Here is a 24,569-nt window from a genome sequence, read left to right as displayed (position 1 = left end):
TTCGTGACGCCTGCTCCGACGAATCCGCGAAAGCCGCAACAGGAAGTAGCAACGACCGTACCCGGCCGCCGCTCAAGGATGACTTGTCGTTTTTACTTCGGTAGGAGGAGAAGTGGGCGAGGCGGCCGGTGTACGCTGCGGCCGCCGCAGCGCGCGACGGATTCCACCGATCAGCATGCCGAGCACGAGCAGGGTGGCGGCGGGCACGATCCAGTAGCCGACGAACGCATGCCACAGATAATCCGCCAGCGTCGCCTTGCGGTGCGCGTATTCGTTCTGCGCTTCCTGGTGCTTGATCTCGGTGGCGGCCAGAACGTCCTCGGGGCAGCCCGCGGCGCGGGCTTCGTCGGGCGTGCCGTGGCAACGCGCGACGGCGCCGGCCTCGCGCTGTGCGTCGGTCATCTCCCAGCTCGAGAGCGACTTCTGGAGATCAGCCTTGTTGTACGCCATCTCCACGCGCACTTCGTTCACCGCGATAATCAGCACCGGCACGAACCAGAACGTGATTACCATGAGCCACCGCCTGAACCAGCGGTTCTTATGTCTCCATGCCATCCACTGCCTCCATGCGTGGCGTATGGCCTCGCTCGAAACAACGGCGGCCGATGGCGTATGACTTGTATTGATGAGGGGGCCGCCTTCGCGCCATCTTATGAGAAAAAGACGACGGTGCGAATCACTTGCTTGGGTGCAGTGCAATAAAGGCGGGTAGACAGCGTAAATACGACAGGGCCGCCGCGCGCGAACGGCGCGGCGTGATGGCTCAACGTCAGTGCGGCTGCAGCGCGCCGCTTTTCAGCCCTTGTCTCAGCCCTTGTTGCTCAGACAGCTCTTCATGAACGCCTTGCGGTCATCGCCTTTCTTATCGGTTGCCTGCTGATTGCACGCGGTCATCTTCTGCTGTTGCGTCATCGGCGTGGAAGCGGCAGCGGGCGCGGCGGCCAGGCAGCTCTTCATGAACGCCTTGCGGTCGTCGCCCTTCTTGTCGCCCGCCTGCTTGTTGCATTCCGTCATCTTGTTTTGCTGGCTGTTGGCGGCGAAGGCCGTATTCGCGCCGAGCGTCAGGCTCAGCACGGCGATGAGGGCGGTGGCTCGAATGATCATGTGACGCTCCCTGATTTGAATGGCGGTTATTTTTTCGACGGCGCGCGCCCCGCGGCCCGTCGCCCGGGCATTATGGCAAACCCAATATGAACGGTGTATGGGATAAGGTGAAATCGTGAGGCGGCGGGAACGTTGCTTGCAAGCGCCTTACATCGCCACATGCGTCCCGCCGCCGACGTATGATCGTGCGACGCACGTCCAACACGAGGGAGACGGTTCATGTCCACGCCGCTGTCCGACCATTACAAAGGCTTCGAAATCAAGGTGCAGGCATTGCGGCGCGCGAAGGAGCGCGACGAGCCGGACGACGGCCCCCGCCACTTCGATATCGTCGTGACGATCTCGAAAAGCGCGCATGGCGAAAGCGGCCGCCCGGCCATGTTCGGCGTGCCGGAGCAGGAACCGTTCGATAGCCCGATCGATGCGACCCGCGCGGGCATCGACTACGCGCGCGACATCATCGACAACAAGGTGGAAGGGCAGTCGGTCGAAGATCTCTGATCTCCGGCAGACACGTTGCCCGCGTCACGCCGACACAGCGCACGGCCTACACGTTAGCCCGATTGACCTCGCGCGCCGCTGCATCGAGAATCGACGGCGGGCAAACGTTCAAATCGCGCCCGAAAGGCCCGCGTTGCTCGCATTCGCTGCATCTCGCACGACCACACGAACCAGAACAAAGCATCGGAGATCCGCATGAATCGAACCATCCGCCGGCGCGTCCTGACGGCTGCCGTCGCGCTCGCCGTCTGCGCCGCGCTACCGCTCGCCTCGTCATCCGCCTTCGCGCAAACGCCGGCCAAGCCGAAAGTCGCGCTCGTCATGAAGTCGCTTGCCAACGAGTTCTTCCTGACGATGGAAAACGGCGCGAAGGATTATCAGAAGCACAACGCCAGCCAGTTCGACCTGATCACCAACGGCATCAAGGACGAGACCGACACCGCCGCGCAGATTCGCATCGTCGAGCAGATGATCGTCTCGAAGGTCGACGCGCTCATCATCGCGCCGGCCGATTCGAAGGCGCTCGTGCCGGTGATCAAGAAGGCGGCGGACGCGGGCATTATCGTCGTGAACATCGACAACCGGCTCGATCCGGACGTGCTCAAGTCCAAGGATCTGAACGTGCCGTTCGTCGGACCGGACAACAAGAAGGGCGCGCGCAAGGTGGGCGACTATCTCGCGCCGCGCCTGAAGAAGGGCGATGAAGTCGCGATCATCGAAGGCGTGACGACCACCACGAATTCGCAGGCGCGCAGCGCCGGTTTCAAGGAAGCGATGGACGCGGCCGGCATGAAGGTCGTCGCGCTGCAGTCGGGCGAATGGGAAATCGACAAGGGCAACGCGGTCGCCTCGCAGATCCTGAACGCGAATCCGAACGTGAAGGCGCTCCTGTGCGACAACGACAACATGGCGATCGGCGCCGTGTCGGCGATTCGCGCGGCGGGCAAGGCGGGCAAGGTGCAGGTCGTCGGCTTCGACAACATCGGCGCGATCAAGCCGATGCTCAAGGACGGCCGTGTGCTCGCGACCGCCGACCAGTACGCGGCGAAGCAGGCGGTCTTCGGCATCGACGTGGCGCTCAAGGCGATCGCGGGCCACAAGAAACAGTCGGAGTTGTCGCAGGTGGTCGAAACGCCGGTCGATCTCATCACCAAGTGAGTTTCGCGGGCGCGCGTCGAAAATCAGCCTCAAGTTCGCCGCCCGCCTGCCGATAAGATGCTGACGAGCGCGCAGGACAGACCTTCGGGGAACGTCCGCGCGACGGCTTCGGAAGCGCACGACCACCCCCAGCGAGGATGCAAGGCACAGCTTTGAAGCGCCCCATGACCGGATCGAACGATGCGAACGTGCTGACGGTGACGGGCATCGGCAAGACTTATGTCGAGCCGGTGCTGGCGGACGTATCGCTCGAACTCGCCGCGGGGCAGGTGCTCGCGCTCACCGGCGAGAACGGCGCGGGCAAGAGCACGTTGTCGAAGATCATCGGCGGGCTCACCGATCCGACCACGGGCACGATGACGCTCGCGGGCCAGCCCTACGCGCCCAGAAGCCGCTCGGAGGCCGAGGCGCTCGGCGTGCGCATGGTGATGCAGGAGCTGAACCTGCTGCCCACGTTGTCGGTGGCGGAGAATCTGTTTTTGAACCGCTTGCCGAGGAATGGCCTCGGCTGGATCGACCGGAAACGGCTCGCGCAGGACGCCCGTCACGCGATGGCGCAAGTCGGCCTCGACGCGATCGACCCGGACACGCTCGTCGAGCGTCTGGGCATCGGGCATCAGCAGATGGTGGAAATCGCGCGCAATCTGATCGGCGATTGCCGCGTGCTGATCCTCGACGAACCTACCGCGATGCTCACGGCCCGCGAAGTCGACTTGCTGTTCGAGCAGGTGGAGCGGCTGAAGGCCCGCGGCGTGGCGCTCGTGTACATCTCGCACCGGCTGGAAGAATTGCGGCGCATCGCCGGACGCGCGGCCGTGCTGCGCGACGGGCGCCTCGTGCATGTCGGCGCGATGGACGAACTGACGAGCGAGCGCCTCGTCACGCTCATGGTCGGACGCGAGATCGGCGAGCGCATCGATCTGGGCGAGCGCAAGATGGGCGATGTCGCGCTGAAGGTGGAGGGCATGACACGCCTGCCCGCGGTGCGCGACGTGTCGCTCGAAGTGCGCGCGGGCGAGATTTTCGGCGTGAGCGGGCTGATCGGCGCGGGCCGCACCGAGCTCATGCGGCTGATTTACGGCGCGGACCGCGCGGATGCCGGCAGCGTGTCGGTGGCACATAAGGGAAAGGCGCTGCGGCGCGTGTCGGTGCAAACGCCGTCGGATGCCGTGAATGAAGGCATCGCGCTCATCACGGAGGATCGCAAGGGCGAAGGCCTGCTGCTCAGCCTGCCCATCGCCGCGAACGTTTCACTTGGAAACCTGAGCGCGGTGGCGCGGCATGGCGTGGTCGACGCGCGCCGGGAAGCTGCGCTCGCTCAAGCTCAGATCGACGCGATGCGCATTCGCACGTCGGGTCCGGCGCAGGCGGTGTCGGAACTGTCAGGCGGCAATCAGCAGAAAGTCGTGATCGGCCGCTGGCTCGCGCGCGACTGCTCGGTGCTGCTGTTCGACGAACCGACGCGCGGCATCGACGTCGGCGCGAAGTTCGACATCTACGGGCTGATGGGCGCATTGGCCCGCGAAGGGCGCGCGCTCGTGGTCGTGTCGAGCGACCTGCGCGAGCTGATGCTGATTTGCGACCGCATCGGCGTGATGTCGGCCGGACGCATGACGGGCGTGTTCGAGCGCGCGAACTGGACGCAGGACGCGCTGCTCGCGGCGGCATTCTCCGGTTACGCGAAACGCGAGGCGATCCTGCACGAGCCGATCGCGCCGGACGCCAAAGCGCCCGAAGACAACGTGGAGCATTGAATGAGCGAAGCGAACCTGCCCGCCGATGCGCCGAAGAGCACGAAAGGCGTCGGCACGCGCCTCGGGCTGTCGAATTACCTGGGCCTCGCGGGCGCGCTCGCCGCGATGATCGCGCTGTTTTCGGTACTGAGCACGCATTTTCTGACGTACGACACGTTCAGCACGATTGCGAACCAGATTCCGGATCTCGTCGTGATGTCGGTCGGCATGACGTTCGTGCTGATCATCGCGAGCATCGATCTGTCGGTCGGGTCGGTGCTGGCGCTGGGCGCGTCGGTGGTGAGCGTGGCCGCGCTCCAGTGGCACTGGCCGGCGTTTCCCGCCGCGCTGATCGGCCTCGCGGCAGCCGCCATGACGGGCGCCGTGACCGGCCTCGTGACGGTGGCGTGGCGGATTCCGTCGTTCATCGTGTCGCTCGGCGTGCTGGAAGGCGCGCGCGGGCTCGCGTATCAGATGACGAACTCGCGCACGGCGTACATTGGCGATGCGTTCGATTTCCTGTCGAATCCGATCGCGTTCGGCATCTCGCCCGCGTTCCTGATCGCGGTCGCGGTGATGATTGTTGCGCATTTGGTCTTGACTCGGACGGTTTTTGGCCGATATCTCGTAGGAATCGGCACGAACGAGGAAGCCGTGCGGCTCGCGGGCGTGAATCCGCGGCCCTACAAGGTCATCGTTTTCGCGTTGATGGGCGCGCTCTCCGGGCTGGCCGCGCTGTTCCAGATTTCGCGTCTGGAAGCGGCGGATCCGAACGCAGGCGCGGGCCTGGAGCTTCAGGTGATCGCGGCGGTGGTGATCGGCGGCACGAGCCTGATGGGCGGGCGCGGGTCGGTCATCAGCACGTTTTTCGGCGTGTTGATCATCTCCGTGCTGGCGGCGGGCCTCGCGCAGATCGGCGCGAACGAGCCGACCAAGCGCATCATTACGGGCGCGGTGATCGTGGTGGCGGTGGTGCTGGACACATACCGCAGCAGAAGGAAGCGTGTCTGATTGAGGGACGTCGCGAGGCGCGCACCGCACGAGGCGGAAATAGCGGCCGGCGACGGGGAAGCGAAGCGGCAAGCAGGAAGCGGCAAGCAGGGCGCGGGGAAGCAGTAACACGGCGCATGACAGTGCAGTAGCGGGCGCGCCGGACGCCTTACGACCAATAAGAGCAGCAAGACCTAAGAAAAGCGAAGGACGATGTATGGCGACGATCAAAGACGTGGCAGCCATTGCCGGGGTGTCGTTCACGACGGTATCCCATGTAGTGAACAACTCGCGACCGGTGTCGGCCGACGTGCGGGCGAAAGTCGAGCGGGCGATCCGCGAGCTCGACTACGTGCCGTCGGCGGTGGCGCGCTCGCTGAAGGCGCGCTCCACCGCGACGATCGGCCTTCTGGTGCCGAACGCGACGAATCCGTATTTCGCCGAGCTTGCGCGCGGCGTCGAGGACGGCTGCGCGAAGAACGGCTATTGCGTGTTCTTCTGCAACTCCGACGACGATCCCGCGAAGCAGCGCAGCTACCTGCGCGTGCTGCAGGAAAAGCGCATCGACGGCCTGGTGATCGCGTCGGCGGGTGAGGATTCGGTGCTCGCGCAATGTCTCGCGGGCGCGCGCGAGCCGCTCGTGATCGTCGATCGCAATATCGAGGGGCTGCAATCGGACCTCGTGCAGATCGACCACGAAAAAGGCGCGTATCTCGCCACGCGGCATTTGCTGCAACTCGGGCATTCGCAGATCGGCTGCATCACCGGGCCGGTGGCCACCGCCGTCTCCGCGATGCGCCTGCACGGCTTCATCCGCGCGATGGCCGAGCGCGGCGTCGAAATTGCGCCGAACGCGATTCAGCAGAGCGACTTTTCCGCGACGGGCGGTTATGCCGCGGCCTCGCAACTGCTCGACAACATGCGGCCGACCGCGATCTTCGCGTGCAACGACATGATGGGCATCGGCGCGCTGCGGGCGGCGGCCGAGCGCCATATCAACGTGCCGACGGATTGCTCGATCATCGGTTTCGACGATGTCGAGCTGTCGCGCTACACCTATCCGGCGCTCTCGACGGTCGGGCAGTCGGTGCGCGCGCTCGGCGAAATGGCGGCGCAGACGCTGATCGACCGCATCACCGGAAAGCTGACTGGGACGACGCGCCGCCGCGTGGTGCCGCCGCGCCTCGTGCGGCGCGAATCGACGGCGGTCGTGCCGGAAGCGTACCGCGTCGACAGAACGTAACAAGCAAGGAAGCAACGATGGGCGAAAAAGCAGCGATCGGCCGCGTCACCGTGGTCGGCAGCCTCAATATGGATCTCGTCGCGCGTGCGCCGCGCCTGCCGAAGCCGGGCGAGACGCTCGCCGGGCACGCGTTCGCGCAGGTGCCGGGCGGCAAGGGCGGCAATCAGGCGGTCGCCGCGGCGCGCTTGGGCGCACAGGTCGCGATGATCGGCTGCGTCGGCAACGATTCGAACGGCGCGACGCTCAAAGGCAGTCTGGAGGCGGAAGGCATCGACTGCAGCGCGCTCGCAACCAGCCCGGACGCGCCGACGGGCGTGGCCCTCATCGTCGTCGATGACGCGAGCCAGAACGCGATCGTCATCGTCGCGGGCAGCAACGCCTCGGTGACACCCGCGCGCATCGAGGAACAGCAGGCGCTCCTGGCGCAGGCCGACGTGATCGTCTGCCAGCTCGAAACGCCGGTGGAAACCGTGCGCGCGGCGCTCGCCGCCGGCCGCCGGCTGCAACGCACGACGATCCTGAATCCCGCGCCCGCCGCGCGCAAGCTCCCGCCGGACTGGTTTCCGCTCGTCGACTATCTGATTCCGAACGAGATCGAAGCCGCGACGCTTTCGGGCGTCGCCATCGATACGCCCGACGACGCGCGCCGCGCCGCGCAGGCGCTGAAGGCGAAAGGCGCGCGCAATGTCATCGTGACGCTCGGCGCGCAGGGCGTGCTCGCGCTTCTCGACGGTGCCGGCGAAGACGGCGTGCACGTGCCGTCGCCGCAAGTCGACGCCATCGACACGACCGCCGCCGGCGACACCTTCATCGGCGGATTCGCGGCCGAACTGGCGCGCGGCGCGGCGGCAATGGACGCCATCGCATTCGGCCAGCGCGCGGCGGCCGTGGCGGTCACGCGCGAAGGTGCGCAGCCGTCGATTCCGCGCCGCAGCGAAATAGCCGCATAACTTTTCAATGGTCATTGAAAACGGCGCGTTTGTACGCGCCGTTTTCTCTTCAGACGAAATATTTCCCTCAAGTGTCACGCCTTGCACGCCGTTTACGTCGATAGCGGACGCGCGAAATTTCGCACGCACGCGCAAACGACGGAAGGGACGGCGCGCATCGGCCGCGCGGACGTCTTCGGCGCGCAAGGACTGAGTCTCTCGCGCGCTGGCCGTCAACTGGCCGGGAGACCCGCTTCTCGAGCGGCATCAGGGAAAACTCAATGAAAAAGGCTTTGACGATCAAGGCGCGCCTCGGCTTCTCGATGGTGTTTCTGGGTGCGCTGCTCATCGCGATCGGCGCGCTGGGGCTCACCGGCATGAGCCATTCGAATGGCGCCTTCCTCAACACGTACTCGGTGCAAATGCCCGCCGCGATCGCGGTCGGCAACGCGGAAATGTACGCGGCGCGCGAGCGGCTCGTGTTCGACCGCGCGGCGCTGCTCGCCGGCACGCCGGAAGTGGCGTCCACGGTCGAGCGCTCGCGCATGATGCGCGATCGCGCCGACGGCTACTGGAAGGAATACATGGCGCTGCCGCAATCGCCGGGCGAAAAGCATCTCGCCGACGCCGCGCAGGAAAAGCGCCTCGCGTTGCAGGGCATCGTCGACAAGGGCATCGCCTCGATCCTGGCGAACGATCACGACGCCATCATCGCGAACGCGAAGGCGATGCAGGCCACGTACAACGAACTCGCCAACGCCAACGACGCGCTGCGCAAGTTCCTGACCGAGGCGTCCAAAGCGAGCTACGAGGCCACGCAGAGCCGCTTCCTGTGGCTCCGCGCGCTGAGCCTGTGCGCAATCGCGCTCGGACTGGCGGCGGCGGCATTCGCGTGGGTATCGCTGCGGCGCGCCATCGCGCGGCCGCTCGAAACCGCGCTCGGGCATTTTGACGCGATCGCCGCCGGCGATTTGCGCCGCGAAGTGGTCGTCACGTCGCGCGACGAAATGGGGCAACTGCTCCAGGGTCTCGCCAACATGCGCACGAGCCTCCTGACGACCGTGCGCACCGTGCGCTCGGGCAGCGAATCGATCGCCTCGGCGACGCAGCAGATCGCCGCCGGCAACACCGATCTGTCGTCGCGCACCGAGGAACAGGCGTCGGCCTTGCAGGAAACCGCGTCGAGCATGGAAGAGCTGACCGGCACCGTGCGTCAGAACGCCGACAATGCGCGCCAGGCGAGCGCGCTCGCGGCGAACGCGTCCGAGATCGCGGGCAAGGGCAGCGCGGTCGTCACGCAGGTCGTGACGACGATGGGCGAGATCAACCAGAGCTCGTCGCGGATCGCGGACATCATCACGATCATCGAGGGCATCGCGTTCCAGACCAATATTCTCGCGCTCAACGCGGCGGTCGAAGCGGCGCGCGCGGGCGAGGAAGGGCGCGGCTTCGCGGTCGTCGCGGGCGAGGTGCGCAGCCTGGCGCAACGCTCGTCGGCGGCGGCGAAGGAAATCAAGGAACTGATCGATACATCCGTGGCGCGCGTGCAGACGGGCACGACGCTCGTCGACGAAGCCGGCCGCACGATGAACGAGATCATCGGCGCGGTGCAGCGCGTGACCGACATCATGGGCGAGATCGCGGCGGCATCGGAGGAGCAGTCGAGCGGCATCGAGCAGGTGTCGCGCGCCGTCACGCAGATGGACGAGGTAACGCAGCAGAACGCGGCGCTCGTCGAGGAAGCGGCCGCAGCGGCGCAGTCGCTCGAAGATCAGGCGGGGCGTCTGCGGCAGGCCGTCGCGGTCTTTCAGGTGGCGGACGGCGCGCCGCTTGCTGCTGTCAGGACGGCACCGGCGCCGACCATTGCACCGCGTGCAACGGTGGCTGCGCGGGTCGCGCCGAAGACGGCGCCCAAATCTGTTCCTAAACCTGCGCCGGCGGTCAAGGCGACCGCGGTCGCAGGCGGCGACTGGGAGACGTTCTGAGCACGGCGGGCGGCGCGTAGCCGCGCACGGGGCAGGACGACGCGCGCGCGAATTCTTGCGCGCGTGACCAACGCCGATCCTGTAACCCGTACACTGAGGGAAATGCGTCACCGTTCACACGAGGATATCGACATGACCGGATCGACACTCGCCGCGAAACTCGCGGACGCCCGCCGCCGGCATCAAATGATCGAGGCGCTCGAACCCGCCGACATTCCGGCCGACGCGCCCACCGCCTACGCGATCCAGCACGAGATGCTGAAAGCGTCGGAAGCGCGCATCGGCGCGTGGAAGATCGGGGCGCGCGCGCCCGATGCGCTCGCCACCGGCGCGCCCATCGACGCCGGGCTCGTCCATGTTTCGCCCGCGCGCCTGCCTTTTCAATCTTTCTTCCGCGTGCTGGTGGAACTCGAGATCGCGTTCCGCTTCGCTTACGCGCTGCCCGCGCGCAGCGATCCTTACACGCGCGAGGAAGTCTTCGACGCGATCGGCGGTATCGCGGTCGCGCTCGAAATCGTCGACAGCCGTTTTGCGCAATGGCCCAATCTCGACCCGCTCGCGCAACTGGCCGATTCACAGAACAACGGGGCGCTCGTCATCTCGGGCATGGAGCCTTACGACGTGGTCGCGCCGGGCTTCGACTTCCTCACGCCGCGCCTGGAATTCACGCTCGACGGCGAAAGCATCGCACCGGCCGCGCTCGGCAATCCGGCGGGCGATCCGCGCGAGTTGCTGCCGTGGCTCGTCAACCATTGTTCCCGTATGGGATTGACCGTCGAGCCGTTCTGGACCATCACCACGGGCTCTTATACAGGTGCTGTTCGCGTCGATGGACCGGCGATGCTGCATGGCGCGATCGACCGCATCGGCGAACTAGAGTTGGTGCTCGCATGATGACGAGACACCCTACGTCGGGAACGGTTATTGATGATGCTGCGCGGACATCGCGGTATTGGATGTCATGAGCGTGAGTTGCGCCGCATTGGCGGACAAGAGCAGTGGATAAGTCGCGGCGAGCGCGGGGAAACGAACAGGCAGCAACGTTGCCGAGCAAGACGATACAGACATTGCGACATCGGGATGCACATTGTAGGTGAACGAAAATAACGCACCAAGCTAGGAATTCTGCGAAGCAAATGAACAACGCAAGTGCGTGAAAAAAAATTCGAAAGGGTTTAGGATGATTTCAAGCGATGTCGTTTCGATTACGCGCGTTGCGCACGGCATAGCTTTCTGACTTCGGCGAGGAGGTAGCATGGATATCTACAGCAGTTTCGCGACCCGCTTCGAAAAAACTCGAGAGGAGGAATTCTCGCTCGAAGAGTACCTCGCGCTCTGCAAAGAAGATCCTGCCACGTATGCAACAGCGGGCGAACGCATGTTGACGGCCATCGGGGAGCCGGAGCATGTCGATACGCGACTCGATCCGCGGCTTTCGCGTGTGTTTGCAAACAAGGTCATCAAGGTCTATCCGGCATTCCGCGAGTTCTACGGAATGGAGGAAGTGATCGAGAACGTCGTGTCGTACTTCCGGCACGCGGCACAGGGTCTGGAAGAGAAGAAGCAGATCCTGTATCTGCTGGGTCCGGTGGGCGGCGGCAAGTCGTCTATCGCCGAACGGCTCAAGCAGCTCATGGAACGCGTGCCGTTCTATTCGCTGAAGGGCTCGCCCGTCAACGAATCGCCGCTAGGTCTCTTCGATTACGACGAAGACGGCCCTGTGCTCGAAGAGCAATACGGCATTCCGCGCCGCTATCTGCGCAACATTCTTTCGCCGTGGGCCGTGAAGCGCCTGCACGAATACAACGGCGACATCCGCAAGTTCCGCGTGGTGCGCCGCTATCCGTCGATCCTTCGCCAGATCGGCATCGCGAAGACGGAACCTGGCGACGAGAACAATCAGGACATCTCGTCGCTCGTCGGCAAGGTCGATATCCGCAAGCTCGAAACGTATTCGCAGGACGACGCCGACGCATACAGCTATTCCGGCGGCCTGTGCCTCGCCAATCAGGGCTTGCTGGAATTCGTCGAAATGTTCAAGGCGCCGATCAAGGTGCTGCATCCGCTGCTCACTGCAACGCAGGAAGGCAACTTCAAGGGCACGGAAGGCTTCGGCGCGATTCCGTTCGACGGCGTCATCCTCGCGCACTCGAACGAGTCGGAGTGGAAGGCGTTCCGCAACAACAAGAACAATGAAGCACTGCTCGATCGTATCTTCGTCGTGAAGGTGCCGTATTGCCTGCGCTACGGCGAAGAAATCAAGATCTACGAAAAGCTCTTGCGCAACTCGTCGCTCGCGGAAGCGGTATGCGCGCCCGGCACGCTCAAGATGATGGCGCAGATGGCCGTGCTCACGCGTCTGCACGAGCCGGAGAATTCGAGCCTCTTCTCGAAGATGCAGGTGTATGACGGCGAGAACCTGAAGGACACCGACCCGAAGGCGAAGTCGTATCAGGAATATCGCGATTACGCGGGCGTCGACGAGGGCATGACGGGCGTCTCCACGCGCTTCGCGTTCAAGATCCTGTCGCGCGTGTTCAACTTCGATTCGAGCGAGGTCGCCGCCAACCCGGTGCATCTGATGTACGTGCTCGAACAGCAGATCGAGCGCGAGCAGTTCCCGCCGGAAACGGAGCAGAAGTACCTCTCGTTCATCAAGGACGTACTGGCTTCGCGCTATGCCGAGTTCATCGGCAAGGAGATTCAGACCGCTTATCTGGAGTCGTATTCGGAGTATGGACAAAACATCTTCGACCGCTATGTGACGTATGCGGACTTCTGGATTCAGGATCAGGAGTTCCGCGATCACGATACCGGCGAGAGCTTCGATCGCGCGTCGTTGAATGCCGAGCTGGAGAAGATCGAAAAGCCCGCGGGCATCAGCAACCCGAAGGATTTCCGCAACGAGATCGTGAACTTCGTGTTGCGCGCGCGTGCGGCCAACGGCGGCAAGAATCCGGCGTGGATCAGCTATGAAAAGCTGCGCGTGGTGATCGAGAAGAAGATGTTCTCCAACACCGAAGAACTTCTGCCGGTGATTTCGTTCAACGCGAAAGGCTCGGCCGAAGAGCAACGCAAGCACGAAGACTTCGTCAATCGCATGGTCGCGAAGGGTTATACGCCGAAGCAGGTGCGGCTCCTGTGCGACTGGTATCTGCGCGTGCGCAAGTCGTCGTAGCAGGGTATTGGCCGGAACGGCGCTTCGTGCGCGGTTCCGGTCCCGCGCAGCGCGGGAGTTGGGCTGTCTCTGGTCGTGCGGACGCGCGGTTTGCGTTCGGGCGGCACAGTGGACGAATTGCGAGAGAGAGACGCTGCGACAGATGCACGACGCAGGCAGCGCCTCGCTTCCTCGCCAATAACGCGGGAGACTGGATGTGCTGCACCAAATCATCGACCGCAGGTTAGCCGGCAAGAACAAGAGCATCGCCAATCGCGAGCGCTTCCTGCGACGCGTCAAGAGTTATATTCGCCGCGCGGTGTCCGACGCGGTGCGCGATCGCAGCATCAAGGACATTCAAAGCACGCAGAGCATCACCATCCCGAAGAAGGACATCTCGGAGCCCTCGTTCCGGCATGGACCGGGCGGCAAGCGCGAGTATGTCCATCCGGGCAACGCCGACTACATTCGCGGCGACAAGATTCCGCGTCCGCCGGGCGGCGCGGGCGGCGGCGGCAAGAGTGCGAGCAACGAAGGCGAAGGGCAGGACGATTTCGTCTTCGAACTGTCGCGCGAAGAATTCATGCAGTACTTCTTCGACGATCTCGAACTGCCGCGCCTCGTCAAGACGCAACTGCTCGCCGTGCCGACCTGGAAGAACGTGCGCGCAGGCTGGGCGGCGGAAGGCACGCCGAACAACATCGATGTGGTGAGATCGCTGCGCTCCGCGCTCGGAAGGCGCATCGCGCTCGGCTGGCCGCTCGCGTCGCAATTGCGCGAGATGGAGCGTCAGCTTGAACAGTTGAAAGACGAGAACGGCGACGCCGAGGAAATCGCGCGGCTCGAAGCGGATATCGTCATCATGCAGGGGCGCATCACGCGCATTCCGTTCATCGATCCGTTCGACCTGCGCTATATCAATCGCGTGAAGCAGCCGACGCCTTCGAGCAAGGCCGTGATGTTCTGCCTGATGGACGTTTCCGGCTCGATGGACGAGCAGCGCAAGGATCTGTCGAAGCGCTTCTTCATTCTTCTGTATCTGTTCCTGCAGCGGAACTACGAAAAGATCGAAGTCGTGTTCATCCGGCACCACACGCGCGCCGAGGAAGTCGACGAAGACACGTTCTTCCATTCAACCGAAAGCGGCGGCACGGTGGTGTCGAGCGCGCTCGAACTCATGAAGAAGATCATGGACGAGCGCTATTCGCCGACTGAATGGAACATTTACGGCGCGCAGGCCTCCGACGGCGACAACTGGACGGACGATTCGCCCAAGTGCCGCAAGCTGCTCGCGGAAGACATCCTGCCGAAGGTCCGGTATTTTGCCTATATTCAAGTTGCGCCGGAGGAGCAGAATCTCTGGTTGGAGTATGCTCAGCTAGCGATGGGCGCGCCTGAACTTGCCATGAAGAAGGTGGATTCGGCCGCCGACATCTATCCGGTGTTCCGCGAACTTTTCGAAAAACAGCAGGCGGCCGCATGACGATGCGGCATTTGCAAAACGAGACGCGCGGCTATCAGCTGGAAGGCACGGACGATCGTGCGGCTTCCAGGCTGGGGCCCGAGGCAGAGCAACGCAAGGCGTCAGCGACGAACGATGCGCACGAGGAAGGCAGGATGAATGTTTCGGAGAAGCGGCGGCCGCTGCCGTGCCCGTCGGACTGGAGCGTCGAGCTGATCGAGGAATACGACGCCGAGATTTCGCGCGTTGCCAACCGGTACGGGCTCGACACCTATCCCATTCAGCTCGAAATCATCAGCTCCGAGCAGATGATGGACGCGTATGCGTCCGTCGGCATGCCGGTGAATTATCGGCACTGGTCGTTTGGCAAGCACTTTCTCTCGACCGAGAAGGGCTATCGGCGCGGGCAGATGGGCCTCGCGTACGAGATCGTCATCAATTCGAATCCCTGCATCGCGTATCTCATGGAAGAGAACACCATGACGATGCAGGCGCTCGTGATCGCCCATGCGGCGTACGGGCATAACTCGTTTTTCAAGGGCAATTATCTGTTCCGGCTGTGGACGGACGCGCACGCGATCATCGATTACCTCGTGTACGCGAAGAATTACATCGCGGAGTGCGAGGAGCGGTTCGGGCTCGATCGCGTCGAGGAACTGCTCGATTCGTGCCATGCGCTGATGAATTACGGCGTCGACCGATACAAGCGTCCGCAGAAGCTGTCGCTTGCGAAGGAAGCGGCGATGCGCCGGGAGCGCGAGGCGTATCTGCAATCGCAGGTCAACGAACTCTGGCGCACGCTGCCCAAGGGCAAGGAGCAGTCGCAGGAGGAAACCGAAAGCCGTTATCCGCCGGAGCCGCAGGAAAACCTGCTGTATTTCGCGGAAAAGAATGCGCCGCTGCTGGAGCCGTGGGAGCGGGAAGTCATTCGCATCGTGCGCAAGATCGGACAGTATTTTTATCCGCAGCGGCAGACGCAAGTGATGAACGAAGGCTGGGCGACGTTCTGGCATTACACGCTGCTCAACACGCTCTACAACGAAGGCCGGCTCGAAGACGGCTTCATGATGGAGTTTCTGCACTCGCATTCGAACGTCGTGTATCAGCCGCCGGTGACGAAGCCGTATTACAGCGGCATCAATCCGTACGCGCTGGGCTTTTCGATGATGAGCGATATCCGCCGCATCTGCGAAAACCCGACGGACGAGGACCGCGAGTGGTTTCCGGAGCTTGCGGGCAGCGACTGGCTCGAATCCCTGCATTATGCGATGCGCAACTTCAAGGACGAGAGCTTCATCGCGCAATACCTGTCGCCGCATTTGATCCGCGAGATGCGCCTGTTCTCGATTCTCGACGACGACATGCGCGACGCACTCGAAGTGTCGGCCATTCATGACGGCAGCGGCTATCGCTATGTGCGCCAGGCGTTGTCGCGTCAATACGATATTCACCACCGCGAGCCGAATATTCAGGTGTATTCGGTGAACACGCGGGGCGACCGCAGCCTGACGCTGCGTCACTTCATGACCGATAACCGCCATCTCTCGAACGACAGCGACGAAGTGCTCAAGCACATGGCGCGCTTGTGGCAGTTCGATGTCTATCTCGAGAGCGTCGATGAGAACGGGACGGTGAGGAAGCGGTTCGAGTGCAGGTATGTGGCGCCGAGCACGCGCTGATAGCTTGTTCTTAGAATAAAAAACCGGCTCCTTGCGAGCCGGTTTTTTTTTGCGCAGTGCCTGAAGCCCTACGAATTCATCCGATCCTGCGAGAACAAATCCCAGCTCGCCATGAACAGCGCGGCCACGAGCGGCCCGATCACGAACCCGTTGATGCCGAACAGCGCCATCCCGCCGAGCGTGGAAATGAGCACGACCCAGTCCGGCATCTTCGTATCCTTGCCGACGAGAATCGGGCGCAGCACGTTATCGACGAGCCCGATCACGACGACGCAAAAGACCACGAGAATCAGCCCCTTGATAATCGCGCCCGTCATGAAGAAGTAGAGCGCCGCGGGCACCCAGACGATCGCCGCGCCCACCGCCGGCAACAGCGAAAGAAACGCCATCAGCACGCCCCACAGCAGCGAGCCGCCGATACCGAGAACCCAGAAGATCAGCCCGCCGAGCAAGCCCTGAACCGCCGCGACCGCGATGTTTCCCTTGACCGTCGCGCGCACCACGGTTGTGAATTTCGCGATCAGATGAAGCTTCGGCTCCGGATCGAGCGGAATCGCCCGGCGGATGCGCCGCCCAATTTCGCCGCCATCGCGCAGCAGGAAGAACACGAGATACAGCATCACGCCGAAGCTCACGACGAACTGGAACGTGTTCTGCCCGATCGACAGCGCCTGCGCCGCCGCGAACTGGCTGATCTGCGCGGCGCCTTCCATCAGCTTGCGCTGCACGCCGCCGATGTCGTCGAGGCCGTAACGCCCGAGCAGTTGTTGCGCCGAGGCCGGCAACGCATGCAGCACATGCTGGAAGTACACCCCGAAATTCAGCTCGCCGCTCTTGATCCGCGAGTAGACGAGGGCGATTTCCTGCACGAGCGTCACCGCCACGACCGCGAGCGGAATGATGACGATCAGGATCGCGGCGGCCAGCGTCGTCAGCGCGGCGAGATTGCGGCGCTTGCCGAAGCGCGCGGCGAGATAGCGCTGCATCGGCTGAAACAGGATCGCGAGAATCGCGCCCCAGAAGATCGCGCCGAAGAAGGGCAGCAGTACCCACGCGAGCGCGACTGTCACGACGAAAAGCAGAATATGGAAAAAATTTTGATGAACGGTTTGATTATCCATTGGCAAAGCCTGTGCGGGCGGAACGGCGGACTGCGGGGCTGACGTCGGGGCTGACTGAAGCAATCGCGAGGCCGGCCATGCTATCACGGCCCTTCGAACGGCTTTTCTCGCTCAGGGTTCGAGCACGAATTCGTCCAAGGGTTCGCGCGCCGCTGGAGCGCAACCCCGCGCGTCGACTAAAATCCGGCTTCCAATCCCTTGCGGATCGCTTACCGGCCAACGGTCAGGCAAACGCGGGCGAGCGAGCCGATCGTTCGTGCGCGCCCACGTCCGCTCAACGCATCGAACAATGAATCCAGGCGTCGTCTACGCATTCTCGGCCTTTGCCATCTGGGGCCTTTTTCCTATTTATTTCAAAGCCTTGCATTCGATCGGCGCGGTCGAGATGCTCGCGCATCGCATGGCCTGGTCGATGGCCTTCCTGCTGATCGTGATGACGGCGCGCCGTCAGTGGACGTGGCTCGGCCCGGTGTTGCGCGACAAGCGCCTGCTCGCGCGCTTCGCGGCGAGCGCCGTGCTGCTGTCGGCGAATTGGGGCATTTATATCTGGGCCGTGAACGACGGGCGCATCGTCGAGGCGAGTCTGGGCTACTTCATCAATCCGCTCATCAACGTGCTGTTCGGCATGGCGTTTCTGCACGAGCGGCTGCGGCCCGTCCAGTGGATCGCGGTGATCGTCGCGGCGGCGGGTGTCGTCTGGCTGACGTGGGTGAACGGCGCGCCGCCGTGGATCAGCCTCGCGCTCGCGCTGACGTTCGGCGGTTACGGTTTGCTGCGCAAGACGGCATCGCTCGGCGCGCTCGAAGGGCTCACGCTCGAAACCATGCTGCTCTGTCCCGTCGCGCTGCTTTATCTGTTTTTCCTGAGCTCGCACGGCGGCAGCGGCTTCGCGCACGCATCGATCGGCGTGAAACTGCTGCTCGCGGCAGCCGGGCCGGTGACGGCCGTGCCGCTTTTGCTCTTCGCCGCGGGCGCGCGGCGCATTCCGCTTTCGATGCTCGGCCTGATCCAGTACATCACGCCGACCTTGCAATTGCTGATCGGCGTGGTGATCTATCAGGAATTCTTCGGGCACGATCAGCTGATCGGCTATGGCGCGATCTGGACCGCGCTCGCCCTCTATTCGCTCGAAGGTTTTTACCGGGCGCGCGCGGCCCGGCCTTGAAACACCGCGCTCAGCGCAACGCGTCGCCGAAGCGATACTCGCGCGTCGCTTCGTCGAGCTTCGCCTTGATCTCCGGATCGATCGGCAGATCGACGGCGGCGAGCGTCTCGTTCAACTGATCGGGCCGGCTCGCGCCGATGATCGCCGATGTCACCGCCGGATTGTCCAGCACCCACGCGAGCGCCGTGCTCGCGAGCGAGCGGCCCGTCGGCGCGACGATTCCGTTGATCGTCTCGATCGTGTGAAATTCGCGCTCGTGCCAGTAGCGCTCGGTGTACGTCGCGCCCGCCTTGCCGACCGCGCCGGTGAAACGGCCTTCGCCCGGCGCGGCATCGAATTGATGCTTGCCGGTCAGAAGCCCGCCCGCGAGCGGGTTATACGGAATGACGGCAAGGCCTTCCTCGGTGGCGAGCGGCAGCAGTTCGCGCTCGATCTGCCTGAAAAGCAGGTTGTAGCGCGGCTGCACGGAGACGAAGCGCGCGGCGCGCAGCACGTCCGCACGGCCGAGCGCGCGCAAGCCGGTACGCCAGAAAATTCGACACGCCGATATAACGCGCCTTGCCTTGCCGCACGATGATGTCGAGCGCTTCGAGCATTTCGTCGAGCGGGGTGTCGCGGTCGTCGTTGTGAAGCTGGTACAGATCGACGTAATCGGTGCCCAGACGCTTGAGCGAAGCGTCCATGGCGTCGAGCAGATGCTTGCGCGACGTGCCCTTGTGCCACGCGAGCGGCCCCATCTCATGCGCGGCCTTCGTCGCGAGAATGTAATGATCGCGACGGCCCTTGAGCCAGCGCCCGACGATTTCTTCGGTGCGTCCCGCGAGATCGTGGCCGCTGCCGAGCGGGTAGACGTTCGCCGTATCGATGAAATTCACGCCCGCGTCCGCCGCGCGGTCCATGATGCTGCGCGACACGTCTTCGTCGGTCTGAAGGCCGAACGTCATCGTGCCGAGTGTGAGACGCGAAACGGTGAGACCGGTATTGCCGAATTTGCGGTATTGCACGGTTGCGCTCCAGAAATCGGTTGGACCGACAGAATAATCGTTAAGCGGCGCGCTTGCCGACGCCGGCCGGCGCGGCATTGCCCGGCTTGGCCGGCGCGGAATCGAGGCGGCGGAACACGACGCCCGAGAAAAGCGTCACCACGCCCATGCACACGAAGCTCAGCCTGAAGCCCGTCGATGTCGAAAACGGCCCCTGGAACAGCTGCACGAGCGAGCCGCCGATCGACACGCCGAGGCCGATCGCGAGCATCTGCACCATCGAGAACAGGCTGTTGCCGCTGCCCGCGTCCTTGCTGGCCAGGCCTTTGAGCGTGACGCTGTTCATCGCGGCGAACTGCATCGAGTTGCAGGCGCCGAACACCACGAGAATCGCGATTTCGACCGCGAGCGGCAGTGTCGGCGAAAACAGCGCGAACGCGACGATCGACGCGCCCACGAGCGCCGTATTGACGAGCAGGAAGGTCTCGTAGCCGTAGCGCTTCACGAGTTGCGCAATCCAGCGCTTGCTGATCGTCCCGGCGACGGCGATGGGCAGCATCATCAGCCCCGAATGCAGCGGGCTGTAGCCGAGTTCGAGCTGCATCATGAGCGGCAGCAGGAACGGCACGGCGCTCGATCCGACCCGGCAGAGCAGGTTGCCGATCAGCCCGACGCTGAAATTCGGCTCGCGAAAGAGCGCGAGATCGAAGAGCGGATTGCGCTTGCGGCGCGCGTAAGGCACATACGCAAACGCCGATACGGCCGCCAGCGCGAACAGCGCCGCCGAGACCGCGCCGCGATGCGTCTCGACCGGGCTATCGAGCGCAAGCGAGAACGACACCATGCACATCGAGAGCAATCCGCAGCCGACGAAATCGAAGGGTGGCGCATCGTGCAGCGTGTCGTTCGGCAAGAAGCGCTGCACCGCATAGAGCCCAACCGCGCCGATCGGCACGTTGATCAGGAAAATCCAGTGCCACGAAAACGACTCGACGAACCAGCCGCCGAGCGTCGGGCCGAGAATCGGGCCGACCTGGCCGGCAATGGAAATCATCGCGAGCGCGGAGACGTAGGCTTCGCCCGAGACGGCGCGCAGCACGGCGAGACGGCCGATCGGCAGCAGCATCGACCCGCCGATGCCTTGCAGCACGCGCGCCAGCACGAGTTGATTCAGGGAATGCGCGCTCGCGCAGGCGAGCGAACCGATGACGAACAGCGAAATCGATACGAGATACACGCGCCGCGTGCCGAAACGGTCGGCGAGCCAGCCGGAAGCGGGCGTGAAGAGCGCCATCGTGAGCGTGTAGGCGACGACGATGGACTGCATCGCGAGCGGCGCGGCGTTCAGGCTGCGCGCGATGGAAGGCAGCGCCGTGTTGACGATCGTCGTGTCGAGCGCCTGCATGAAAAAGCCCACGGCGACGATCCAAAGCAAAGCCGTGTGCGAAGAACTTTTGGTCATGAGAAAACGAGGGTGCGGTGGCCGCACCGCCAGCAGAAAGCCGTTTGAAAACAAGCGCATTGCGCGATTGATGAAATATTAATGACTTCCGGCGTCATCGGGAAGACCGCTAACCGCATTGACTGTCATCGGCATTAACGATCACAATGGCGCATGCTGAATCCTGTCTGGCTGAATACCTTCGCGACCGTGGCCGCGTCGCACAGCTTCACCGACGCCGGCCGTCAGTTGGGCCTGCGGCAGTCGAGCGTCTCCGAGCATATCCGGCGGCTGGAAGAGAGCGTCGGGCGGCGGCTTTTCGTGCGCGACACGCATTCGCTCGCGCTCACCGCCGACGGCGAAGCCATGCTCGTCCACGCCCGCGTGATTCTCGAAGCGATGGCGCACGCGGAGTCGCAGTTCAGTTCGCCGCGGCTGCGCGGTCGCGTGCGGCTCGGCTCGTCGGACGATATCGCGCTCGGGCCGCTGCCGAGCGTGCTCGCCGCGTTTCGCGACACGCATCCGGACGTCGAGCTGGAAATCACCATCGGTATGACGGGCAGGCTTTATCAGATGGTCGATGCGGGCGAACTCGACCTCGCGGTCGGCAAACGGCGGATCGGCGATGCGCGCGGCACGCGGCTTTTTTCCGGCCGCCTCGAATGGCTCGCGAAGCCCGGCACGGTGGTCGATACGGGCGAGCCGCTGCCGCTCATTCTGGTGTCGGAGCCGAGCGTCACGCGCGGCGTCGTGCTCGATTCGCTCGCGATGACCGGCGCGAGCTGGCAAATGGTCTGCACGAGCAGCAGCCACGCGGGCTGTATCGCCGCGGCGCGCGGCGGGCTCGGGCTGACGGTGCGTTCGCATTTTCTGGCCGCGCGCGGGCTTGCACCGCCCGTGAACCGCGCGGACTTGCCCGAATTGCCCGAGGTGGAATTCATCGCGTTCGGCGCGAAGCACCTGAGCCGTCCGGCCGAAACCTTGCTTCAGCTTCTCGAACGCAGCGACCTGCGCGGCGAATGGACCGGCGAATAAGCGGGCAAATAAGCAGGCGAGGGCGGCAGGCCGGTTGTGCCGCCGCAACGGCCGGACGTTCCGAATGGCGGTCGAAAGACTGTTCTTATATATTGTGCGGCGTTTGAAGTAGCCGCTTTCAGGACGTGTTCCGCTTCCTCCGTATCCTTTCTTTCGCTCCGTTGCGCTTTCCGGTGTTTTTCGCCGCGATGGCGCTCGTCGCGTGCTCAACCGCCCAGGCCGCCGCGTACGTGACGAAGCATTGCGACGACCTCGAAGGCAAGACCGTGCCCGCGTCGATCATCGGCCTGCCGACGCGAGGCGGGACGATCGTCTCCGCGTGGGTCGTGAAAGCCGCCGCGCCCGGCAACCGCAACGGCGAGTACTGCCGCATCACCGGGTTCATCAAGGCGCTGCAGGACACCACGCCCGATATCCGCTTCGAAGTGAATCTGCCGAGCCGCTGGAACGGCCGCGCGCTGCAGATGGGCGGCGGCGGCTACAACGGCACGATCGTGTCCGGCACCGATCCGATGCCTTTCGCACCCGATTCGACGCCGCTCGCGCGCGGTTATGCAACCTTCGGCTCCGATTCGGGCCACGTCGGCAATTCGGGGCGCGCGGATTTCGCGGGCAACGACGAAGCCATCGTCAATTTCGGCTTCGGGCATCTCAAGAAAACGCGCGATGTCGCGCTCGCGCTGATCCAGATGGGCTACGGGCGCGCGCCGGAAAAGACCTATTTCGCGGGCGGCTCCACGGGCGGGCGCGAAGGCTTCACCGTGATCGAGCGCTTTCCGAACGACTACGACGGCGTGATCGCCAACGCGCCGGCGATCAACTTCTCGGGCGTGCGGCTGATGGGCGTGAAAGTCGGGCAGGCGTCGTATGCGAAGCCGGGCGGCTTTGTCGGGATTGCGCAGCAGCGCCGCGTGTTCGAAACCGTCGTGCACGATTGCGACAAGCTCGACGGCGCGGCGGACGGCATCGTCAGCAACGTGGAGGCGTGCAGAAAGCTGGAGCCGCAGATCATCGCGTCGCTGCGTTGCGCGAACGGCCAGCGTCCTTCCTTGCGCGACAGTTGCCTGTCCGATGCGCAGATCGACACGCTCCAGACCTTGCGCGACGGCGTGAGCCTGCCGTATCCGCTCGCCTACGGCGTCGATACGTATCCCGGCTACAACGTGTTTCAGGGCGTGGATTTTTCCGGCTCGCTCGGACTTGGCGACTCGCCGGTGCTGCTCAATCCGCCGACCTTCGCCGCGAACGGCTACCTCTTCGCCCAGGGCGACGCGTATATCCGGCACTTCGTCACGCGCGATCTCGGCTTCAACGCACTCGGATTCGACCTCGACAATCCCGGCCGCTTCAAGCAGCGGCTGACCACGCTCGCGTACACCGTCGGCGCGATGAACCCGGACTTCTCGGCGTTCATCGCGCGCGGCGGCAAACTTATCGCGATGCATGGACTCGCCGACGAAGTCATCAGCCCGAAGCAGACGATCGCGTTCTATCACGGGCTCGTCGAACGATACGGGCAGGACACCGTCGATTCGTTCATGCGGCTCTACATGGTGCCGGGTTTCCAGCACGGCAACGGCGTGTTCATTCCCGCCTGGGACGAACTCGGCGCGCTCGACGACTGGGTGAGCAACGGCATGGCGCCGGAAACGCTCGTCGGCAGCGACATCGCGCCCGCCACCAACGGACGCACGCGACCGATATGCCGTTATCCGAACTATCCGCGCTACGTCGGCAAGGGCAGCGTCAACGCCGCCGCGAATTTTCGCTGCGTGGAGCCCTGACACACGCATAAGCGGCTAAAGCGCGTTCGCGTGCGCACCCGCCATGCGCGGCCAATAGCGCCCGAGCCAGCGCGCGATCACGCCGCGCCGTTCGACGCGATACGACGTGAGCGACACCTCGAACGCCTCGTCGCTTTCCGATGTGAGCCACACGCGTTCGCCGCGCGACAGGCGCACCGTATCGCCGGGCTTCATCCAGTAGTCATACGGATCGCGATGACGCGTGAGCCACAGCGAACCCGTGGATACATCGCCGATACGCAGCTCGGCATCGCGCGTGACCCGCCACGACACCATCTGATGCGGATGCACTTCGACATAGACCACGACGCGCGCGCCCGATGTGCTCAGGCGACCCGATGCGACGCCGTGGCCGACGCCATGACGCGCGAAAACTTGCGACACTTCTTCCATCTCTGCTCTCCATGATGTGAGCCGAAGACGGAAACCTTGCACGCAAAAACAAGAAGGCCCCGTCTTGCGGCGGGGCCTTCGGAATCGATTTGCTTGCCTGTCTCGCTAGCGCACACGCTCTTCCGATGACCCGCCACACATGGCGTTCATACGGTTTTTAATCGCGGCGATGGAGAAAAGGATGGCTGCGTGCATGTGTCGCAGTATCGAGGGGCGCATCTGTGTTTGTCAATATCGAGATAGACTTGAACGCATCAAAAAACTTCCGGAGGCTTGTCGTGGCTTATCTGCTGCTCGTCGTGGAACCGGTTGAACAACGTGGCCAGCGCACGCAGGAGGAGGGGCGCGAGGCGTATGACCAGATGGTGCGCTTCGCCGACGACCTGAACGCGCGCGGCATCCTGCGCGCGGTCGAATCGCTGAGCTCGCTCAAGGATGCGGCGCGCGTCACTGCGAGCAATGGCGATGCGCGCGTCGTCGATGGTCCTTTCGCCGAGGCCAAGGAGATGATCGGCGGCTTCTTTCTCATCGATTGCGAGACGCGCGAGCAGGCGGTCGAGATCGCGGCGCAATGCCCGGCGGCGAAGTGGTGCACGATCGAAGTCCGCAAAGTCGGGCCGTGTTATTCCTGAGCGCTTTCGTGTCGATTTTTGCGTGAGTCGTTCGTCGTGGTATTGAAAACCCC

Annotated in this window: 21 protein-coding genes and 1 pseudogene; 15 read left to right on the top strand and 7 right to left on the bottom strand. The window is 63.8% G+C overall.

All coding sequences use genetic code 11. The annotated features are described in order from the left end of the window. Nucleotides 1-72: 72 nt before the first annotated feature. Both LY284_RS05495 and LY284_RS05490 read right to left on the bottom strand, forming a co-directional pair. Nucleotides 73-555: a hypothetical protein gene (locus LY284_RS05495; protein ID WP_014191319.1), complete on the bottom strand. Its 483-nt coding sequence runs from the start codon at nucleotides 553-555 to the stop codon at nucleotides 73-75. Nucleotides 556-807: 252 nt separating this feature from the next. Next, entirely contained in the window at nucleotides 808-1,104 is a 297-nt protein-coding gene (locus tag LY284_RS05490; protein ID WP_014191320.1) for a PsiF family protein, read from the bottom strand. Between the two features lie 219 nt (nucleotides 1,105-1,323). Here LY284_RS05490 and LY284_RS05485 point away from each other — a divergent pair, with 219 nt between their 5' ends. From LY284_RS05485 to LY284_RS05450, 8 genes are all read left to right on the top strand, one after another. Continuing rightward, nucleotides 1,324-1,605 carry a hypothetical protein gene (locus tag LY284_RS05485; protein ID WP_041730362.1) on the top strand — a complete coding sequence of 94 codons (282 nt, stop codon included), beginning with the start codon at nucleotides 1,324-1,326 and terminating at the stop codon, nucleotides 1,603-1,605. Between the two features lie 195 nt (nucleotides 1,606-1,800). Then, entirely contained in the window at nucleotides 1,801-2,763 is a 963-nt protein-coding gene (locus tag LY284_RS05480; protein WP_041730365.1) for a sugar ABC transporter substrate-binding protein, read from the top strand. Between the two features lie 164 nt (nucleotides 2,764-2,927). Then, nucleotides 2,928-4,517 (top strand): sugar ABC transporter ATP-binding protein, encoded by a 1,590-nt coding sequence (locus LY284_RS05475; RefSeq protein ID WP_233385186.1) that lies wholly within the window; start codon nucleotides 2,928-2,930, stop codon nucleotides 4,515-4,517. After that, nucleotides 4,518-5,507, top strand: coding sequence for an ABC transporter permease (locus LY284_RS05470; RefSeq protein ID WP_014191323.1), 990 nt, complete (start codon nucleotides 4,518-4,520; stop codon nucleotides 5,505-5,507). A 196-nt stretch (nucleotides 5,508-5,703) separates the two neighbouring features. Further along, a complete protein-coding gene (locus LY284_RS05465) occupies nucleotides 5,704-6,729 on the top strand; it encodes a LacI family DNA-binding transcriptional regulator (protein ID WP_014191324.1) in 1,026 nt (341 codons plus the stop codon). A 17-nt stretch (nucleotides 6,730-6,746) separates the two neighbouring features. Beyond that, the gene (gene rbsK, locus LY284_RS05460) at nucleotides 6,747-7,679 is read left to right on the top strand and encodes a ribokinase (protein ID WP_233385183.1); all 933 of its coding nucleotides are present in this window, start codon (nucleotides 6,747-6,749) and stop codon (nucleotides 7,677-7,679) included. Between the two features lie 260 nt (nucleotides 7,680-7,939). Further along, nucleotides 7,940-9,643: a methyl-accepting chemotaxis protein gene (locus LY284_RS05455; RefSeq protein ID WP_233385181.1), complete on the top strand. Its 1,704-nt coding sequence runs from the start codon at nucleotides 7,940-7,942 to the stop codon at nucleotides 9,641-9,643. A gap of 132 nt (nucleotides 9,644-9,775) precedes the next feature. Next, on the top strand, nucleotides 9,776-10,537 hold the full coding sequence (locus LY284_RS05450) for a 2-keto-4-pentenoate hydratase (RefSeq protein ID WP_233385178.1): 762 nt from the start codon (nucleotides 9,776-9,778) through the stop codon (nucleotides 10,535-10,537). Nucleotides 10,538-10,564: 27 nt separating this feature from the next. Here the strand turns inward: LY284_RS05450 and LY284_RS05445 are convergent, their stop codons facing one another. Further along, complete coding sequence (locus tag LY284_RS05445) at nucleotides 10,565-10,711, bottom strand: hypothetical protein (RefSeq protein WP_233385170.1); 147 nt, start codon at nucleotides 10,709-10,711, stop codon at nucleotides 10,565-10,567. A 187-nt stretch (nucleotides 10,712-10,898) separates the two neighbouring features. On the opposite strand from LY284_RS05445, the gene LY284_RS05440 reads away from it, so the two are divergent. The 3 genes from LY284_RS05440 to LY284_RS05430 all read left to right on the top strand — a co-directional run bounded on the left by LY284_RS05440 (nucleotide 10,899) and on the right by LY284_RS05430 (nucleotide 15,941). Beyond that, complete coding sequence (locus LY284_RS05440; protein ID WP_014191328.1) at nucleotides 10,899-12,821, top strand: PrkA family serine protein kinase; 1,923 nt, start codon at nucleotides 10,899-10,901, stop codon at nucleotides 12,819-12,821. A 196-nt stretch (nucleotides 12,822-13,017) separates the two neighbouring features. Then, the gene (locus LY284_RS05435) at nucleotides 13,018-14,283 is read left to right on the top strand and encodes a YeaH/YhbH family protein (RefSeq protein WP_014191329.1); all 1,266 of its coding nucleotides are present in this window, start codon (nucleotides 13,018-13,020) and stop codon (nucleotides 14,281-14,283) included. Continuing rightward, nucleotides 14,280-15,941, top strand: a complete 1,662-nt coding sequence (locus LY284_RS05430; RefSeq protein ID WP_014191330.1) for a SpoVR family protein — start codon at nucleotides 14,280-14,282, stop codon at nucleotides 15,939-15,941. Before LY284_RS05435 ends, LY284_RS05430 begins: the two co-directional genes overlap by 4 nt. A 68-nt stretch (nucleotides 15,942-16,009) precedes the next feature. On the opposite strand, the gene LY284_RS05425 is transcribed toward LY284_RS05430, so the two are convergent. Beyond that, on the bottom strand, nucleotides 16,010-17,062 hold the full coding sequence (locus LY284_RS05425) for an AI-2E family transporter (RefSeq protein WP_233385162.1): 1,053 nt from the start codon (nucleotides 17,060-17,062) through the stop codon (nucleotides 16,010-16,012). Between the two features lie 289 nt (nucleotides 17,063-17,351). Here LY284_RS05425 and rarD point away from each other — a divergent pair, with 289 nt between their 5' ends. Continuing rightward, nucleotides 17,352-18,227 (top strand): EamA family transporter RarD, encoded by an 876-nt coding sequence (rarD, locus tag LY284_RS05420; RefSeq protein WP_014191332.1) that lies wholly within the window; start codon nucleotides 17,352-17,354, stop codon nucleotides 18,225-18,227. Between the two features lie 10 nt (nucleotides 18,228-18,237). On the opposite strand, the pseudogene LY284_RS05415 reads toward rarD, so the two are convergent. Together LY284_RS05415 and LY284_RS05410 are read right to left on the bottom strand one after the other, a co-directional pair. After that, a pseudogene (locus tag LY284_RS05415) lies at nucleotides 18,238-19,171 on the bottom strand (aldo/keto reductase). Between the two features lie 100 nt (nucleotides 19,172-19,271). Then, a complete protein-coding gene (locus LY284_RS05410; protein ID WP_077157861.1) occupies nucleotides 19,272-20,672 on the bottom strand; it encodes a DHA2 family efflux MFS transporter permease subunit in 1,401 nt (466 codons plus the stop codon). A gap of 153 nt (nucleotides 20,673-20,825) precedes the next feature. Here LY284_RS05410 and LY284_RS05405 point away from each other — a divergent pair, with 153 nt between their 5' ends. Both LY284_RS05405 and LY284_RS05400 read left to right on the top strand, forming a co-directional pair. After that, nucleotides 20,826-21,686 carry a LysR family transcriptional regulator gene (locus tag LY284_RS05405; RefSeq protein ID WP_014191335.1) on the top strand — a complete coding sequence of 287 codons (861 nt, stop codon included), beginning with the start codon at nucleotides 20,826-20,828 and terminating at the stop codon, nucleotides 21,684-21,686. A 125-nt stretch (nucleotides 21,687-21,811) separates the two neighbouring features. After that, nucleotides 21,812-23,470: a tannase/feruloyl esterase family alpha/beta hydrolase gene (locus tag LY284_RS05400; protein ID WP_233385160.1), complete on the top strand. Its 1,659-nt coding sequence runs from the start codon at nucleotides 21,812-21,814 to the stop codon at nucleotides 23,468-23,470. Nucleotides 23,471-23,485: 15 nt separating this feature from the next. Here LY284_RS05400 and LY284_RS05395 read toward each other — a convergent pair whose 3' ends face one another. Further along, nucleotides 23,486-23,884, bottom strand: coding sequence for a DUF2917 domain-containing protein (locus tag LY284_RS05395; protein ID WP_233385158.1), 399 nt, complete (start codon nucleotides 23,882-23,884; stop codon nucleotides 23,486-23,488). A 278-nt stretch (nucleotides 23,885-24,162) separates the two neighbouring features. On the opposite strand from LY284_RS05395, the gene LY284_RS05390 reads away from it, so the two are divergent. After that, nucleotides 24,163-24,516: a YciI family protein gene (locus tag LY284_RS05390; protein WP_014191338.1), complete on the top strand. Its 354-nt coding sequence runs from the start codon at nucleotides 24,163-24,165 to the stop codon at nucleotides 24,514-24,516. Nucleotides 24,517-24,569: the final 53 nt, after the last annotated feature.

It is taken from the genome of Caballeronia sp. PC1, from assembly GCF_021353155.1.
In the GTDB taxonomy this organism is placed as follows: domain Bacteria; phylum Pseudomonadota; class Gammaproteobacteria; order Burkholderiales; family Burkholderiaceae; genus Caballeronia; species Caballeronia cordobensis.
The sequence above is the reverse complement of the archived record's forward strand: the minus strand, read 5'-3'. Positions and strand labels throughout refer to the sequence as shown.